We start from the raw sequence: 15,208 nt of genomic DNA, 5'->3' as shown, positions 1-15,208 counted from the left end.
CTCGTCGCGTGTTCGAACGACGGACTCCCGTCAGCTCCGGCGGCGCCTCACCACCAGGAGCGCTCCGCCTGCGCCGAGCAGTGCCAGACTCAGGGCCACCAGGATCCACGGCAGCGCTCCACCCGTCGCGGCCAGCGGTGAGTCGATCTCGATAAGCCCCGCGTCGATGCTCGGGTTGAGGAACGAGGCGAGAACGGTCCCGTCTGCCGCGACCACGGTGCGCATGCCGGGTGCATCCGGTCCGAGCGTGAACACCGGCGTCCGGCCGGACGCGTTCGCGTTCGAGTCGGACTCGCCGCCCGTTCCCTGCTTCGTGAAGGTGAAGCCCGACGGCACCCCGGTGAAGTCGACGAAGTAGTCGCCCGCGGGCAACCCGTCGAACACGTAGTGACCGTTGCGGTCCGTCTTCACCGGCGGCACGGGGTTGCCCTGCCAGTCGCGTGCGGGCGTTCCGTCCGGGTTGCGCAGCGTGACGGTGATGCCGGCGAACGGCTTCTCTCCGGGGTCCTGCACGCCATCACGGTCGGAGTCCAGCCAGACGTAGTCGCCCACGCCGTAGAGCTGGGGCGCCAGACCGAGGTCGATCGTCGGGTTGATCTGCAGGGCGATCACGGTCCCGTCGGCAGCAATGACCGGACGCATGTCCGTTCCGCTTCCGGCAAGGGTGAACACCGGGGTGAGGCCGGTGGCATCCGGGTTGGAGTCCTCGGCCGACGACGAGCCGTCAGCGGACTGGATCGTGGGCATGTACCCCTTCGGCCATCCGGAGAACTGCACCCGGTAGTCACCGGGGCGCAGCCCGTCGAACACGTAGTGTCCGGCGGCATCCGTGGTCGTGGGCGGCACCGGTGTGCCGTCTGCGGAGCGTGCGGGCTTGCCGTCCGCGTCGAGCAGGGTCACCGTCACTCCGGCCACCGGCGTCTCGCCGGCGTCCTGCCGACCGTCACGATCTGTGTCGATCCAGACGTAGTCGCCGACCGCGAGCAGCGGCACGATGCCGGCGTCGATGGTGCGGTCGATGCGCTGAGCGATCGTCACGCCGTCCGAGTCGACCACGTCGGTGGTGTGGTCGCCGGCCGGCCCCACGACGAACGGCGGGGTGACGCCGTCCGACTTCGGGTTCGAGTCGCTCGTCGCGTCGCCACTCTTCGGCGTCGTGATCGTGTACCCGTTCGGCAGCTCGCTGAACGACACCGTGTAGGTTCCAGGCGGCACGTTGTCGAACACGTAGTGTCCGCGCGCATCGGTCCGTACCGGCGGCACGGTGACGCCGTTGAGGTCGACGACGGGCTTGCCGTCGGCGTTGAGCAGCGTGACGAGCACGTTCTCCACGGCCGGCTCGCCCGTGTCCTGCTGACCGTCGCCGTCGTTGTCGATCCACACGTAGTCGCCCACAGCGAACGCCTGGGTGAAGCCGAAGTCGACCGTCAGGAGGTCGGCGGCGTCACCGTTCGGACCGTGCCCGCCGGCACCCGTGGCGCCGTCTTCGCCGTCATCCAGAGCGTTCGCCCGGCTGAGCGTCACGACGCCGGACGTGATGCCGGTCCCCGCAGGGTTCGCCGTGTTCTGACCCTTGTCGGAGTTGTTCGATGCGAAGTCCGTCGAGGTCGGCGAGGAGGAGAACCAGCCGTCGAGCGGAGCGTCGTCGGCGAAGTTCGACGCCGCCACCCGCACGCGGTAGTCGCCCGCGGGAAGACCGTCGAAGCGGTAGTACCCCGCGTCATCCGTGGTGGTGGTGATCGGGTCGCCGTCGGCGTCGAGCACCGGAGCGCCGTCGCCGTCGAGCAGTTCCACGACCGCCTTCGTCACGGGCTTCTCACCCGAGTCGAGCACGCCGTTGTTGGCCTCGCCCGCCTTCGTTCCGTCGTCGAACCACAGTCGGTTCCCGAGCGAAAGCCCGGGGATGAACCCGAAGTCCGCCGTCAGGTTGTCGAACCGATCGCCGAACGGCCCGTTCGCGCCGGCATCGGCTGCACCGGTGTCGACATCACCCGTCACTCCGGGCTGCAGGTCGATGACGGAGGAACGGATGCCGTCGTCGGCCGGGGACCGGGAGTCCACTCCCTTGTCGGAGTTGTTCGACGCGGAATCGAAAGCGCTTCCGCTGCCCGTGCTCGAGAGCGTGTTCTCGAGCACGCCGTCATCGGCGAAGTTGCTCGCCGCGACCCGCACGATGTACTTGCCGGCGGTGAGTCCGTCGAAACGGTAGTAGCCGTTGGCGTCGGTCGTCGCGGTGATCGGCTTCTTGTCACCGTCGAGGACCGGCTCTCCGTTCTCGTCGAGCAGCTCGACCAGCGCCTTGGCGACGACAGTCTCGCCGGAGTCGAAGCGGCCGTTGTCGAACGCCGTGCCCGCACCCGTGTCGCGCCACAGCCGGTTGCCGAGGCTCAGAGTGGGAGCGGCGACGGTGACCGGCACGCTGTCGTCGTTGTTCGAGGGGTTCTCGTCGTCCGGAGTCGGGTCGCCGTTCTCATAGAGGTCTGGCTTCGTGCCGACAGGGATGGTCTCGACCGTCCGCTGCTCGGGCGAAGGAACGACCACGGTGAAGTTGCGCAGTGATCCGGCTGTGGTGGACGTCACGCGTGCCGTCACCTCGATCGGCTCGGCCGAATCGCCGGCGTCGAGATCGTCGCCCTGCCACGTGAGCGTGATCACCTGACCGGAGACCGTCGGCGCAGACCAGTCATCGCCTTCCGCCGAGACGTACTCCAGACCGTCCGGAAGGCGATCCGACACCAGGAACCCGCTGAAAGCGGTGGCCGGGCCGTTGTTCTTCGGCGTCACCGAGAACGTGACCTCGTCGCCGAGCCGGTACGGCCCGTCGCCCGAGGTGAGCTTCTTGTCGATGGTCAGGTCGTACAGCTGCACGAACCCGAAGTCGACCGTCAGGTTGTCGAAGCGATCGCCTCCGGGACCGGATGCCCCTCGGCCGGTGGCACCGGCGTCGGCGTCACCCGTGACCCCCGGTGCCAGAGTGATCGTCGCGGAGGTGATGCCGGTCGCAGCCGGGTCGCCCGCATCGATGCCCTTGTCGGCGTTGTTGCTCGCGCCGTCGAAAGCCGACGATGCTCCCGTCGATGACACCCACTCCGCGAGAGGCTTGCCCTTGGCGAAGTTCGACGCCGCGACGCGAACCTGGTAGTCGCCGGGTGCGAGGCCGTCGAAGCGGTAGTAGCCCGCGGCGTCGGTCGTCGCGGTGATCGACTCACCGTCCGCGTCGAGAACCGCTGCGCCGTTGCCGTCGAGCAGCTCGACCGTGGCGTCGACCACAGGGTCCTCCCCCGCGTCGAATCGCCCGTTGTTCGTGTCGCCGGCGTCACCGGTGTCGAACCACAGCCGGTTTCCCAGCGAGAGAGCCGGGGAGAAGCCGAAGTCGAAGCTGTGATCTGCTGATCCGGCGCTCGGCGTCGTCACCGTCGCCGTGACCCGCACGGGGCTCTGCCGCACACCGTTGGAGTCCACCGCGGTGTCGGTGCCTTGTGTCGTCTGCGTCGGGACGACGTCGTCGAGGGGACCTCCGTCGGCGTAGTCCGCCGCGTTGTCGAGGCGGATCTCGTACTGCGTCTCCGGGGTCAGCGCGAGGCCGAGGATCGCAGAATCGGTCGATGCACCCGGCGACGAGGAGAAGACGTATCGCCCCTGCGCGTCGGTGACGGCGGTCGCGATGACCTTGCCCTCGGTGTCGAACAGACGCACCGTCACTCCGGCGATCGGGTCCTCTCCCGCATCCTGGATGCCGTCGGCATCGCTGTCGTACCAGAGCCGGTCACCGATCTCGACCGGAGGCAGGGACGCGAGCGTGGAGAGATCGCCGAGGCCGCCCGCCTTGGTGAAGACTCCTGCTGCCGCCTGCTCGCCGAGGAACGTCAGCGTGGCGCTGCGCGCGGTGCTTCCGTCGCTGTGCCGCACGACGCGTACGCCGTCGCTGAAGAGTCGTGCGGAGTCGAGCGTGGTGGCCATGACATCGCTGTATCCCGGGATCTGCAGGGCAGAACCCAGAGCGAGGTTGCCGTGGAAGTTGAAGCCGCCGGCGGTCGGGTACACGGTCTCGTAGAACTTGCCGCCCCCGGGCCCGTAGTCGTTGATGCGCTGGGAGCTGGTCGCCCCGCCGCACGAGCCGTCGTTCTCGAGTACGTAGGACCCTGCATCGTCGAGGCAGGCGCGCAGCAGGTCGCCCGCACCGATGTTGGTGTAGACGCGGCCGTCGGCCGGGTCGGTGCTGCCGAGGGCGGCGCCGCTCTGGTCGCTGGTGCGGTCCTTGATCGACAGCACCATGTTGCCGGCGGAGTCGAAGACCACGGACGACGCGACCGGAGTGGGGCCAGCCGACCAGGTGGGCTTGGACTCGGACGCAGCGAAGGTGCTCCTCCACGGGCTGTAGGGATCGGACCCCGCCGGACCGAACGCTGCGTAGGCAGCGGCGCGAGGGAAGTCCAGCGGGATGTCCAGCGACGGGGAGCCGAACTGGCGGGTCTTCTCGTTCATCGGCACGACGTACGCACGCAGATCGTCGGTCGTGGGTCCGGTGCACGTGAGCGTGACGTGGATCTGCCCGCGGAACTCTCCGAGACCGTACGGCCGCACCTGATCGCTGGCGCAGTCGGTGGCGTCGAACGGGATCTCGATGCGTTCCGGGGTCCCGGCCGTCGGAGCGTCGTTCGGCCCCGCGCCGGGGGTCAGCGACACCGCGTACAGCGAGCGGTCGTTGAGGTTGACGGCGTAGAGCGTGCGCTGGTCGGAAGAGATCTCGATGTCACCGAGGCCGACCTTGCCCACGGCGTCGAAAGCTGCGGAGTCATGGAACCAGTCGTACGTTGCCGGGTCGATGTTCCCGCGCGGGTCGGTGCCGGCGTTGGGGATCTGCACGAACGTGCCGGCGTTCGGCGTGCCCGAGCGCGCGTTCGTCAGGTAGATACCACCGAGTCCGGCCGGCCCCACCTCGGTACCGCGCCGATACGACGCGGCGCTGAAGACGAGGTCGTTGCCGTAGTTCGCGGTTCCCCACACGGTTCCGACCTGATCCTGCCGGGCCAGCGTGGTGCGCCCTGCCGCCGGAGTACCGGTCGAGTCGTAGGGCAGCCCGAGCAGGGCAGCCTGTGCCCCGATGTTCCGCGTGGGCGAGGTGGTGGTCTGGCTGGCATCAGTGCTGACGCGCGAACGCTGCGTCGGCACGACGACGAGAGGCACGTCGGTGTCGGTGCGGACCATGCCCTCCTGGGTGACGCCGAGATCGACGTCGGTCGCGCCGAGGTCGACGAACTGCACGGTGCTGCCGTTGTCGGCGCCGACACGGGCCGAGCGGTAGCCCGCGGGAACCGAGAAGTCGACCCGCACGGCGGACGTCGCCGCCCCTGACGCGGGAAGCGAATACGCTCCGTCCGCGCCCGTGGTGGTCGTGCCGACCACGGTGCCGGTGGAGTCGGTCGCCGTGACCCTGACGCCGCGCACCCCGGCATCGCCGCCGAAGTCCCCGGCGGCGGCATCACGCGTGCCGTCGTCATCGAAGTCCTGGTAGACCGCGCCGGCGATGGTGCCGTCGACGGCCGATGCCGCGGTGCCGCCCATGACGACGCCGGCGAGCGCGATGGCGCCCACCGTCAACGTCGCGATCGTCGAGCGCGCGACGAAGAACCAGCCTGCGCGTGGACGCGCAGCAGTTTCACAACCCACGGATTTCCCCCTATGGGAGGCGTCTCGCACACGGCGAAAAACACCTCAGTAGCTTCCCGTTCCCGGCCGAAAGCTAACACGCTGGCGAGCAGCCTCTCAGACTCGACTACCCGAACTGGGGGCTACCCGGAACGGCGACGTATTTCTCCTGAATGAGGTCGATCGCGACGGTTCCCGCGGGCAGATCCGCCTCGAACCGCAGGAGGGCGCCAGACCGATCGATCCAGAAGCGCGTGGTGCCCGCCTGACCGGCACTGCCTGCGTCGGTGGGGCCCGAGAACACGTCGACCGAGATCCCCCCGATCTGGTCTGAGCGCATCCACGCGGCATCCGACTGCTGCAGCAGCTGCGCGTTGTCGGGTCGGTCGGCACCGAGCCCGAGCAGAAGCAGCAGCACCGTGTCGACGGAGGCGCTCCGGGGATCGAGCGGACGCGACCCGCCGGGCTCGACGGGCGCCTGCGTCGGCACGCTCTCGCCGTCGCCCGTGGCATCCCACCCGATGAACGTGGTCGTGTTCCAGGCGACGACGGCCGACTCCGCACCGGTCGCGACCGCCGCGATGCCGAGCCCGGCGCGGTAGTCGACGCGTCCGTGCAGCGACAGCGCGGTGCCACCGGTCAACACCTGTGTGCGGAACTCTCGGCTGCCGTCCTGATACGCCAGGAACCGGGCGACCGCGAGGCGCTCCGCTTCCTCGGTCGTGAGCGCGCGCGGCCCGGCGGTCGCGACGGCTGACGGCAAGGCGGCATCCGCTGCCCGTCCGTCATCTCGGAGCACTGCGACGGCGACACCGGCCCCCACGAGCAGCAGCAGGACGGCCACCAGGACCAGCGCCCACCTCGTGCGCGTCATGCGAGACCGAAGACCGTCGAGCCCAGTGGACGGTCGCGGTCGAAGCCCGGCAGGACGAGGAAACTCCCGGATGCCGTGGTGCGGGTGAAGCCGAGCAGCGCGTCGGATTCCGACATCCGTTCCAGAGTGCGCGTGAATGTGCGCAGCTCCGCCTGCATGCTGATGAACAGAAGTCCCATGGGATCCTCCATCGAGTAGGAGCGACGCAGCATCAGAGGCACGCCGCTCGGGCCGGGATGTGCGCGGCGGGCGTGGGCGTCGCCGGGAACGCGATAGCGTCCGTCCGGCGTCTTTGCCTGGAGATTCACGTCGTCGGCGATGCCTCCGCCCGACAGCGGCGCCCCGCTCGAGCGACGACGACCGACGGTCGCCTCCTGCGCCGACACGGGCAGTGCCTGAAACGACGGCATGTCGATGACCATGCGTCGGATCACCATAATCGTGCCGCCGGCCATCGGCCCCGTGGAGATCCAGACCGCGTCGGCGACATCGGCCTCCGATGTCGGGATGGCGATCCCGTCGATGAACCCGAGAACGTTGCGCGGCGCGGTGTGATCGGCTCGCACCGGCATCGCAGGGCCCCGCACGCCGCGCTGACGCCAGTGCTCTGTCAGCCCCGGGGTGCTCGCGACGAGGTGCGCGAGGGCCAGCGGGAGCAGCAGCGGATCGGACGCGCACACCTGGATCACGAGATCGCCCCCGCGGTGGCGATCGTCGATCTCCTCGCGCGCGAACGCGGGAAGCGGGATCGCACCCGGACCGCCCGGGTGGCGCTCGGCGATGAGGCGCGGCCCGACGCCGACGGTGATCGTCAGGTCGCCGCTCGGGATGCCCGCCCTGGCATCGGGGTCCCCCTCGACGAGGGCGAGGATCGTGTCGCCGATCGCGGCGAGGGCGGAGGCCGGATCACCCTCGAGGTCGTAGACGCCGACGAGGAGCTGGGCCTGCGCGGTGCGCGGCCGGGCGACGCCGGCCTGGTGCGTGCCGCCGACCGGCACGCGTGCGGGCTCGGCCGAGAGGGCTGTGGTATCGACGGAGGGCGGTGCGGCGGACCGGGAGGACTGCACGTGTTCCCCGGCGAGGAATGCGACGCCGACGGCCGCCAGACCGCCCGCCCCGAGCAGGGCCCGACGCGACAGGGCCCCTCGTTCGTCGCCGTCCACCGTCCGATGATAGCCACGGCGAGGGCGGCCCGATCACGCGTGTCGGAGCATCTGCCTATGATGGGGCGATGCGCGTCCGAATCCTTGCTTTTCTGCTCCTCATCACGGCTTTTTCTCTCGTCGGATGCACAGCTCCTAGCCCCCAGAACCAGGGGTCGGAGGCAGCGGAGCTGCTCACCGTGCCCGAGCAGTACCCGACGATCTCGGCCGCCGTGAAGGCAGCACACGAAGGCGACACCGTGCTGGTCGCCGCCGGCGTCTACACCGAGACAGTGGCGATCGACACCGCCGGCCTCACGCTGCGCGGAGCCGCGCGAAACGGCGTGATCATCGACGGGGAGGTCCGGCGCGGGAACGGGATCGTCGTGTCGGCTCCACGCGTGACCGTGCAGAATCTGACGGTGCGCAATGCCACGCAGAACGGCGTGCTGGTGACCGGGATGCGCGATGACGCCGGCGCACCGGTCGGTGGGCACGACGGGTACCATCCCCTTGAACCGGGGGATTTCCCGCTCCTCGACGGATTCCGCATCGATCATGTGACGGCGTCGAACAACGGCCTCTACGGCATCTACGCCTTCAATGCGTCGCACGGCGTGATCACGGACTCCTACGCCTCGGGAGGCGCGGACTCGGGCATCTACGTCGGACAGTGCGATCAGTGCGACACCGTCGCGTCGGGCAACGTCGCCGAACGCAACGCCGTCGGCTTCGAGATCGCCAACGCCGGCGGAGACCTGTTCGTGACGGGCAACCGCTTCGCGGGCAACCGGGTCGGCGCCACGATCGCGTCGGACTACCAGGAGGCGTACGTGCCCCAGACGGCGGCGACGCTGGTCGGCAACGTGATCGCTGCCAACGCGCAGCCCGACACCCCGGAACAGGCCGAGGGCGGGTACGGGATCGGCATCGGGATCGCCGGCGGCACCGAGAACGTGATCGGAGCGAACCGGGTGGAGGGCAACGCGTCAGCCGGGATGATCATCACCTCGGCGGAGGACATCGGCCCGACGGGCAACCGCACCACAGGAAACACCTTCGCCCGGAACGGAGTCGACGTCGCGTACACGCCGACTGCGCGGGCGGTCGGAGGCGGCAACTGCTGGACCGACAACGTGATCGACTCGACCGTGCCGGCCGACCTGCAGACCGTGTCGCCGTGCGCTGCACCCGCAGACGTCGCCGCGGGCACGTTCGCGAGTGCGCCCGGCCCCGCCGGCATCCCGTTCTCGGAGGTCGCGCCGCCGCCCGCGCAGCCCGACCTCGGGCCCGTCGACAAGCCGCTCGAGCCGTGGGCCGGGAAGTCCGCGGTGCCGACCATCGATCTCGCCTCGATCGTCGTGCCCGAAGCCTCGCTGCTCGCCGAGAACGCCGCGATCCGCTGGGAGTAGCCCTGCCCGGAGGCCAGGCGCTCAAACCACGTCGCGGAGGCACTGTCAAGCCCGCGCGAGCTGCGGCGGGATGCGAGAAGCTGAACGCAGCCGGCATCCGTTCTCCGGATCCGGATTCGACCAGAGAGGACTCTCCATGTCTGACCCCCGCTCGTACCCCGAGGACCAGGGCCCGTTCGACGCTGCCGCCGAGACGGAGCCGGGCGACAAGACCTTCACGGCCGACGACCCCGCGGCTCCCGACGCCGTGCAGTACGACGCCGACATCCAGGATGCCGATCGTGGACTCTCCGATGAGCCCGACGAGCTCGAGCAGGGCGACAACGTCGAACTCGACCCGCTGGCGCAGGGCGACGAGTCGAACGTCGACCCGGATCTGGGCATCTCGCAGTAGCGGTCTCAGACGCTCGGGAGGGAAGACGCCGGCGGTCCGCTCCACCCCGAGAGAGGGCGGCAGACCACCGGCGCGCGGACTATGGTCGAGAAGTCGCACCCCCGAGTGCTTCGTCGACGCCGCACCATGAATCTACGGCGCGCGGGCGATCTGGGACGAGGGTCTTGCGCTCCCGCGGGCGATGCGATATTTCGCGCGGGATGCCGGCGCTATCCCGCGCACGCGATGACGCAAGGCGTGGTCGCCATCGTCATCACGGCGCCGACGGTGAGTATTCGGCGATGGTGTGGAGCAGTTCCTTCTTTCGCTCGCGATCAATGACCCGACTTCGGTCGAGCTGATCGCGATTGGCATGAATCAAACTCAATTGCTCCGCCCACTCCTTCTCGTATTGCAGCTCACTGAGTCGGCTGGACTCGCGGCACTGGGCATCTGCGACGGCGACGGCGATCTCCTCACTTGAGGCCTCTTTCGTGGCACCCGGACCGATGATGCCGAATTCCTCATCCAGCGGCTCGGGTGGCATCGCCCACACGTCATCCGGCACAGGAAACTCGACCCGCGCAGACAGGCATTCGCGCCATGCCGACCGGGCCGCGATCACCGCCGGATCTCGCTCGGCCACGTCTTCGGCCTGCATCGCAAGCTCGTTCAAATAGCTCAGTGAACTCGCGAATTCAGCAGTAGCGTCATCGCGGGCAGCAAGCGAGCACTTTTCGTAAACACCCTCGAACTCACTATCCGGGTCATAGGAGTTCACGAAAACGGTGAAGTCGAGCCAGGCCCTGTCCGTTGCCTCGTCGCGAGAGGGAGCGTCGTGGTACCCCCACCGAGACGCGGTCTGTTCGTTGAACAGACTCAAACCCACACGATTGACGTCGTCACGCTCTGGGAACTCGGGGTTCTGCCAGGGAACCGGCCACTCATAGCCCGCGCTTGTGATGCAGCGGCCCAAGGTGAGCTGTTCCGCATAATTGTCCAGTGATGGCGAATAGACCCAGAACTCGTCGAGCGGCATCGCCCATTGCATGCGATTCTTTGCCGTCTGCGGAACTCCTGCCGCGTCCGGCATCGCCGCGCACCCACTGAGCGCGCCGAGCAAGAGCACTGCTGCCACTGCGGCGGACGGCGCGCGTGACATGGATGGCGTCATCGTCATGCGCAGCAAGGTCGTTGAAGTCGCGGCTGCCGAGGTTTGCTACGCCCGCGTCCCTCGTGAGACATGGTCGCCATCGTCCTCACGGCGCCGCCGGCGAGTGTTCAGCCACGATCTCGAGCATGTGCTTCTGGCGCTTCACGCCTTCGGCCCGGACCCTGTCCAGCTCGTCTCGGTTCGCCCGGACGAGCTTGACCTGCTCGTCCCACTCCGTTGAATAGAGCGCGTCGCTGAACCCGCTGGACTCCTGGCAGTCCGCATCGCTCACCGCAAGGTCGATCTCGGCTGCCGAAGGTGAGGGGGTGGCCTGCGGCCCTGAAATGCCGAAGCTCTCGTCGAGGGGCGACGGCGGCATCTGCCACGGATCATCCGGAACAGCGAAGTCCACGCTCGTCTGGAGGCACTGTTGCCACCTGTCGTGTGCCGCGACGACGTCCGGGTTCTGTTCGGCGACGTCGTTCGCCTGGATCGCGAGCGAGGTGATCCAGTTGTTCGCATCGGTGAACGCGATCGTCCCCTCATCGCGCGCCTGGGTCGAACAATCGTCGAACTTCTTGTCGAAACCCGAGTCCGGGTCATAGGAATTCGCGAAGACCGTGAACTCGTACCAAGCCTGCCCCTCGGCCGCGTTGCGTGCAGGAGCGAGGTGATATCCCCAACGCTGAGCGGTCTGACGATTGAAGAGCCTGAGGCCGACTCGGTTGAAGTCCGGCGCGGGCGAGAACGTGGGATCCTGCCACGGGACCGGCCACTCATACCCCACTGCCGCGAGGCAACGACCGATCAGAAGTTGCTCTGCATAGTTGTCCAGCTCTTGCGAGTAGACGTAGAAGGTATCCAGCGGCATCGCCCATTGCTCGCGGTTCTTCTGCGGCAGCTCGTCGCGAGGCTCGACGCCTTGGGAGCAACCAGTAAGGCACGCCGCGACAAGGAGCACGATAGCTATCGCCACTCGCGGCCTCAAGAAAAGGCTCATGAGCATCGAACGGAGCGGCTGTACGACAGCTGCGACTGAAAATACGCGGACGACATGATGTCGTTGAAGGCTCGATCGTGAAAGGGCAGGGTCGATCCGTTCTGCGCCCAATCGGCGACGCGTCGTCGAAGGGAAGAGAAGCCAACTCGGGATGCAGACACGGAGACCTCCAGATCGTGGTCATGGTTCCGACGAACCGCTCTGTCCCCATTTGTACCAATACCGCTTTCATATGGGTGCCCCCAGATATGGGGGATTCCTCCGCCTAGGCGAAGAAATGCCCGCCAGGAGAACCTGACGGGCATGCGGCGAATGTGAGCGTCAGGCCAGCGCTGCCCGCAGATCCGCGGCCGCGGCTCCCACGTCCGGGGCGCCGTAGATGGCTCCCCCGGCGACGGCGATCTGCGCGCCCGAAGCCTGCACGGCAGCGATCGACGAGGCGTTCACGCCACCGGCGACCGAGAACGGGACACCCGCGGCACGGCCGGCTTCGAGCAGCCCGTCGAGCGAGTAGCCCTCCTGCGCCTGCTCGTCGAGTCCGGCGTGCATCTCGACGACCTCGGCGCCCAGCGCGATGACCTCTTTCGCACGTGCGGCCTTGTCACTCACACCGATCAGGTCGACGACGATGCCCTTGCCGTGCTTGGTCGCGGCCTTGACCGCCCCGACGATGGTGCTGTCGTCGGCCCCACCGAGAACTGTGACGAGGTCTGCGCCGGCAGCGAAGGCGATCTCGGCCTCGAGCTCGCCAGCATCCATCGTCTTCAGGTCGGCGAACACGATCTTGTCGGGGTGGGCCTTCTTCATGGCGGTGACGACCGAGAGGCCCTCGCTCTTGATGAGCGGGGTGCCGAGCTCGAGGATGTCGACGTGCTCGGCGGCGGCCGCCGCGAGGTCGAGCGCCGCGGCGGTGGTCAGGGTGTCGATGGCGAACTGGATCTTCATGTTCCTGCTTTCGTGAGATGCCGGCCGGACGGCCGGGGTCATTCGAGGTTCGCGTGCCGCGGCCAGAGCTCATCGGCCGAGAGGCCGCTGCGCTGCCACAGGAGGTGGAAGAGCGCGTCGCCGAGCAGCACCACGGCCTGCTCGAAGAGCCCGCCCGCGTACTGAGCGGATGCCGCCCCGGAACGGTCGAGCTTGCCGGCGGCGGGCACAGTGACCACGACCGATGACAGCGCGGCGACCGGGGATTCCGGGGCGGTCGTGATGGTGGCGACGGTGGCTCCGACCTGTTGCGCGGTGGTGGCCGAGCGCACGATGCCGGTCGTGGTTCCCGACCCGGTCGCGGTGATCAAGAGATCGCCCGGAGCGATCGCCGGCGTCGTGGTGTCGCCGACGACGAAGACCGTGCGGCCGAGGTGCATGAGCCGCATGGCGGTCATACGCAGCGCGAGCCCTGAACGCCCGGCGCCGAGCACGAACACACGATCCGCGTCGCGCACGGCTTCGGCCAACGCCTCGATCGCCGCGGACTGGGTGTCGGCGAGTGCGGCGAGCGCGGCATCCGTCTCGGCACGCACGGTGCGGACGGCGTCGGAGGGGGTCGTGTCGGCAGCGCTCATCTCCTGATTATCGAAAAGCTCGGATGCCGTCGGCCCCCGCCGAACGTCTGGAAGGACTAGCCGTTCGGCTAGCGCTGCCCGATCGGCTAACCTCACACCATGTCCACGCCTCCATCCGACGCCGCTGCGCGCCATGGTGTCGTCACCTCGCAGGCCGCACGCGTGCCCACACCAGAGCACGCCCGCATCCTCGCCGAGCAGTCCGATCGGCACGCCGTGACGCTCGAATCACTGCTCGCGGTGCTGCGCTCCACGCGCCTGGGCGATCAGGCGGCGCGGCAGACCGCGATCGACGTCGCCGCGGCCGCGCTGGTCGAGCTGCGCACCGCGTCGGATGTGCGCGAGAGCGACTTCTTCGAGCCCGTGGTCGGCGCGTTCCAGCGGCTGAAGAGCGACCTGCGCCCGCTCGTGCGCTTCGGCGAGCTCGACGTGCAGTTCGTCGAGCCACCCGCGAACGGGCGCGCGCTGCCCGGCGCCGTGGCGCGCTCGGCCCGCGCGATCGTGCGCAACGCCGTGCTGGCGTTCGCCGACGCCGAGGACGCCCGCCGCGTGCGCATCCAGTGGGACTGCGACGGCCTGAATCTGCTCATCGGAATCCGCGACGACGGTCGCGGCGAGCTCACCGCGCACGACGATGCCCTCCGCCGCATAGCGGAGCAGGTCAGCGCGACCGAGGGCACGCTCAGCGTCTCGTCGACCCCCGGCTGGGGCAGCGACCTGAGCATCGTGCTGCCGCTGGATCCGCCCCCGGCATCCACCCATTCGGTCGAAGAGGACGTCGACCTGAGCGACCGCGAGCGAGAGATCTTGCGTCACCTGAGCACCGGGGCGCGCAACGCCGAGATCGCCGCGGAACTTCAGGTCAGTCCGCACACGGTGAAGTTCCACGTGTCGAAGCTGCTGCGCAAGACCGGGGCGCGGAACCGCGCGGAACTCGCCGCTCTGGCGCGGTAGCGCCTCATCGCGGCGCCGGCGGAGCGTGCTCGGCGACGATCTGAAGGAGCTCCTTCTCGCGCTCGAGGTCGATCGCGCGACTCCGGTCCAGCTGATCGCGGTTCTTGTCGATCAGCTTCAGCTGCTCCTCCCACTCCCCGTCGTACTGCAGCTCGCTCCATCGGCTCGACTCCCGGCACTCCGCATCCAACACGGCCAGAGCGATCTCTTCAGGTGAGGCCGTCGCCGTGCTTCCCGGACCAGTCATGCCGAACTTCTCCGGAAGCGGAACCGGCGGCATTTCCATCGGGTCCTCGGGCACATCGAAATCGACCTGTCTCACCACGCATTCGCGCCATCGAGCCAACGCCGAGACCACCTCCGCCTTCTGCTGCGTGATCTGCTCTGCCTGAATGGCCAGTGAGCTGATGTAGTTGACGGAATCTGTCGGGTCGGTCGACACAGCATTTCGAGCCTGATCCGAACAGTCTTCATATGAGCTGTCGTATCCGGAGTCCGGGTTGTACGTGCGGACGTACTCGTGAAATTCCCACACGGCTTCCGAGATTGCCGGGTCAGCTGGCGCACCGAAATGGTAGCCCCAGCGCTCGGCGATCTCCGTGTTGAACAATCGGAGATTCACGCGGTTCACATCCGCTGGCGGTGGGAACTCCGTGTCTTGCCACGGCACCGGCCACTCATAGCCGTCTTCGGCGAGGCATTCCGACATGAGCAGGTTGTCGGCGTAGGTGTCGAGCTCCGGCGGGTAGACAGCGAATTCGTCCAGCGGCATCGCCCACTGCGACCGGTTCTTCGCTGCACCCGCAGTCGCGGTCGATTCGGGCGAAGCCGCGCACCCCGAAATCACCAAAACGCTGATAAGAGCGGAGCCGATTCCGGAGATCCACCGCCGAGCCGCGCCATGCCTGTTCATACGAATGCGGCCGATATCCTCATGGCGCCTCGCCGTCCCGCGCTTCCTGAAAGAAACATCGCTCATTTGTAGACGTCGCCGCTCGTCGGCGTCGACCACCCGAACAGGGGGATTCGTACGGTCGATGTGACGGGCTCAGGGGTTGCTGATCACGGCCTTGCCACGGAACCGCACAG

Annotated in this window: 11 protein-coding genes; 3 read left to right on the top strand and 8 right to left on the bottom strand. The window is 68.2% G+C overall.

Annotated features, from left to right (window positions below):
- Positions 1-30: 30 nt before the first annotated feature.
- The 3 genes from AC2D10_RS14800 to AC2D10_RS14790 all read right to left on the bottom strand — a co-directional run bounded on the left by AC2D10_RS14800 (position 31) and on the right by AC2D10_RS14790 (position 7,686).
- On the bottom strand, positions 31-5,670 hold the full coding sequence (locus AC2D10_RS14800; protein WP_484708755.1) for an SdrD B-like domain-containing protein: 5,640 nt from the start codon (positions 5,668-5,670) through the stop codon (positions 31-33).
- A gap of 106 nt (positions 5,671-5,776) precedes the next feature.
- Positions 5,777-6,523 (bottom strand): hypothetical protein, encoded by a 747-nt coding sequence (locus tag AC2D10_RS14795; RefSeq protein WP_484708754.1) that lies wholly within the window; start codon positions 6,521-6,523, stop codon positions 5,777-5,779.
- Positions 6,520-7,686 carry a Dyp-type peroxidase gene (locus AC2D10_RS14790; RefSeq protein ID WP_484708752.1) on the bottom strand — a complete coding sequence of 389 codons (1,167 nt, stop codon included), beginning with the start codon at positions 7,684-7,686 and terminating at the stop codon, positions 6,520-6,522. The genes AC2D10_RS14795 and AC2D10_RS14790 overlap by 4 nt, the downstream gene beginning before the upstream one ends.
- 68 nt (positions 7,687-7,754) lie before the next feature.
- Between AC2D10_RS14790 and AC2D10_RS14785 the strand changes: the two genes are divergently transcribed.
- Both AC2D10_RS14785 and AC2D10_RS14780 read left to right on the top strand, forming a co-directional pair.
- Positions 7,755-9,077: a right-handed parallel beta-helix repeat-containing protein gene (locus tag AC2D10_RS14785; RefSeq protein ID WP_484708751.1), complete on the top strand. Its 1,323-nt coding sequence runs from the start codon at positions 7,755-7,757 to the stop codon at positions 9,075-9,077.
- 136 nt (positions 9,078-9,213) lie between these two features.
- Entirely contained in the window at positions 9,214-9,471 is a 258-nt protein-coding gene (locus AC2D10_RS14780; RefSeq protein WP_484708750.1) for a hypothetical protein, read from the top strand.
- Positions 9,472-9,724: 253 nt separating this feature from the next.
- Here AC2D10_RS14780 and AC2D10_RS14775 read toward each other — a convergent pair whose 3' ends face one another.
- The 4 genes from AC2D10_RS14775 to hxlB all read right to left on the bottom strand — a co-directional run bounded on the left by AC2D10_RS14775 (position 9,725) and on the right by hxlB (position 13,165).
- Positions 9,725-10,630 carry a hypothetical protein gene (locus tag AC2D10_RS14775; protein ID WP_484708749.1) on the bottom strand — a complete coding sequence of 302 codons (906 nt, stop codon included), beginning with the start codon at positions 10,628-10,630 and terminating at the stop codon, positions 9,725-9,727.
- 79 nt (positions 10,631-10,709) lie between these two features.
- A complete protein-coding gene (locus tag AC2D10_RS14770; RefSeq protein WP_484708748.1) occupies positions 10,710-11,564 on the bottom strand; it encodes a hypothetical protein in 855 nt (284 codons plus the stop codon).
- Positions 11,565-11,924: 360 nt separating this feature from the next.
- Positions 11,925-12,548, bottom strand: coding sequence for a 3-hexulose-6-phosphate synthase (gene hxlA, locus AC2D10_RS14765; RefSeq protein WP_484708747.1), 624 nt, complete (start codon positions 12,546-12,548; stop codon positions 11,925-11,927).
- 38 nt (positions 12,549-12,586) lie between these two features.
- Positions 12,587-13,165 carry a 6-phospho-3-hexuloisomerase gene (gene hxlB / locus AC2D10_RS14760; protein ID WP_484708746.1) on the bottom strand — a complete coding sequence of 193 codons (579 nt, stop codon included), beginning with the start codon at positions 13,163-13,165 and terminating at the stop codon, positions 12,587-12,589.
- Positions 13,166-13,264: 99 nt separating this feature from the next.
- Between hxlB and AC2D10_RS14755 the strand changes: the two genes are divergently transcribed.
- Positions 13,265-14,119 (top strand): helix-turn-helix transcriptional regulator, encoded by an 855-nt coding sequence (locus AC2D10_RS14755; RefSeq protein ID WP_484708744.1) that lies wholly within the window; start codon positions 13,265-13,267, stop codon positions 14,117-14,119.
- A 4-nt stretch (positions 14,120-14,123) separates the two neighbouring features.
- Here the strand turns inward: AC2D10_RS14755 and AC2D10_RS14750 are convergent, their stop codons facing one another.
- Positions 14,124-15,131, bottom strand: coding sequence for a hypothetical protein (locus tag AC2D10_RS14750; RefSeq protein ID WP_484708743.1), 1,008 nt, complete (start codon positions 15,129-15,131; stop codon positions 14,124-14,126).
- Between the last annotated feature and the right edge of the window lie 77 nt (positions 15,132-15,208).

The organism is Microbacterium sp. PI-SA-G, from assembly GCF_057215335.1.
This window is presented reverse-complemented; position numbering and strand designations above follow the sequence as displayed.

Excerpts from the sequence above, each read along its gene's own strand:
- AC2D10_RS14795 (WP_484708754.1), bottom strand. The coding sequence starts at position 6,523 with ATGACGCGCACGAGGTGGGCGCTGGTCCTGGTGGCCGTCCTGCTGCTG.
- AC2D10_RS14785 (WP_484708751.1), top strand. The coding sequence starts at position 7,755 with ATGCGCGTCCGAATCCTTGCTTTTCTGCTCCTCATCACGGCTTTTTCT.
- AC2D10_RS14780 (WP_484708750.1), top strand. The coding sequence starts at position 9,214 with ATGTCTGACCCCCGCTCGTACCCCGAGGACCAGGGCCCGTTCGACGCT.
- AC2D10_RS14775 (WP_484708749.1), bottom strand. The coding sequence starts at position 10,630 with ATGACGATGACGCCATCCATGTCACGCGCGCCGTCCGCCGCAGTGGCA.
- hxlA (WP_484708747.1), bottom strand. The coding sequence starts at position 12,548 with ATGAAGATCCAGTTCGCCATCGACACCCTGACCACCGCCGCGGCGCTC.
- hxlB (WP_484708746.1), bottom strand. The coding sequence starts at position 13,165 with ATGAGCGCTGCCGACACGACCCCCTCCGACGCCGTCCGCACCGTGCGT.
- AC2D10_RS14755 (WP_484708744.1), top strand. The coding sequence starts at position 13,265 with ATGTCCACGCCTCCATCCGACGCCGCTGCGCGCCATGGTGTCGTCACC.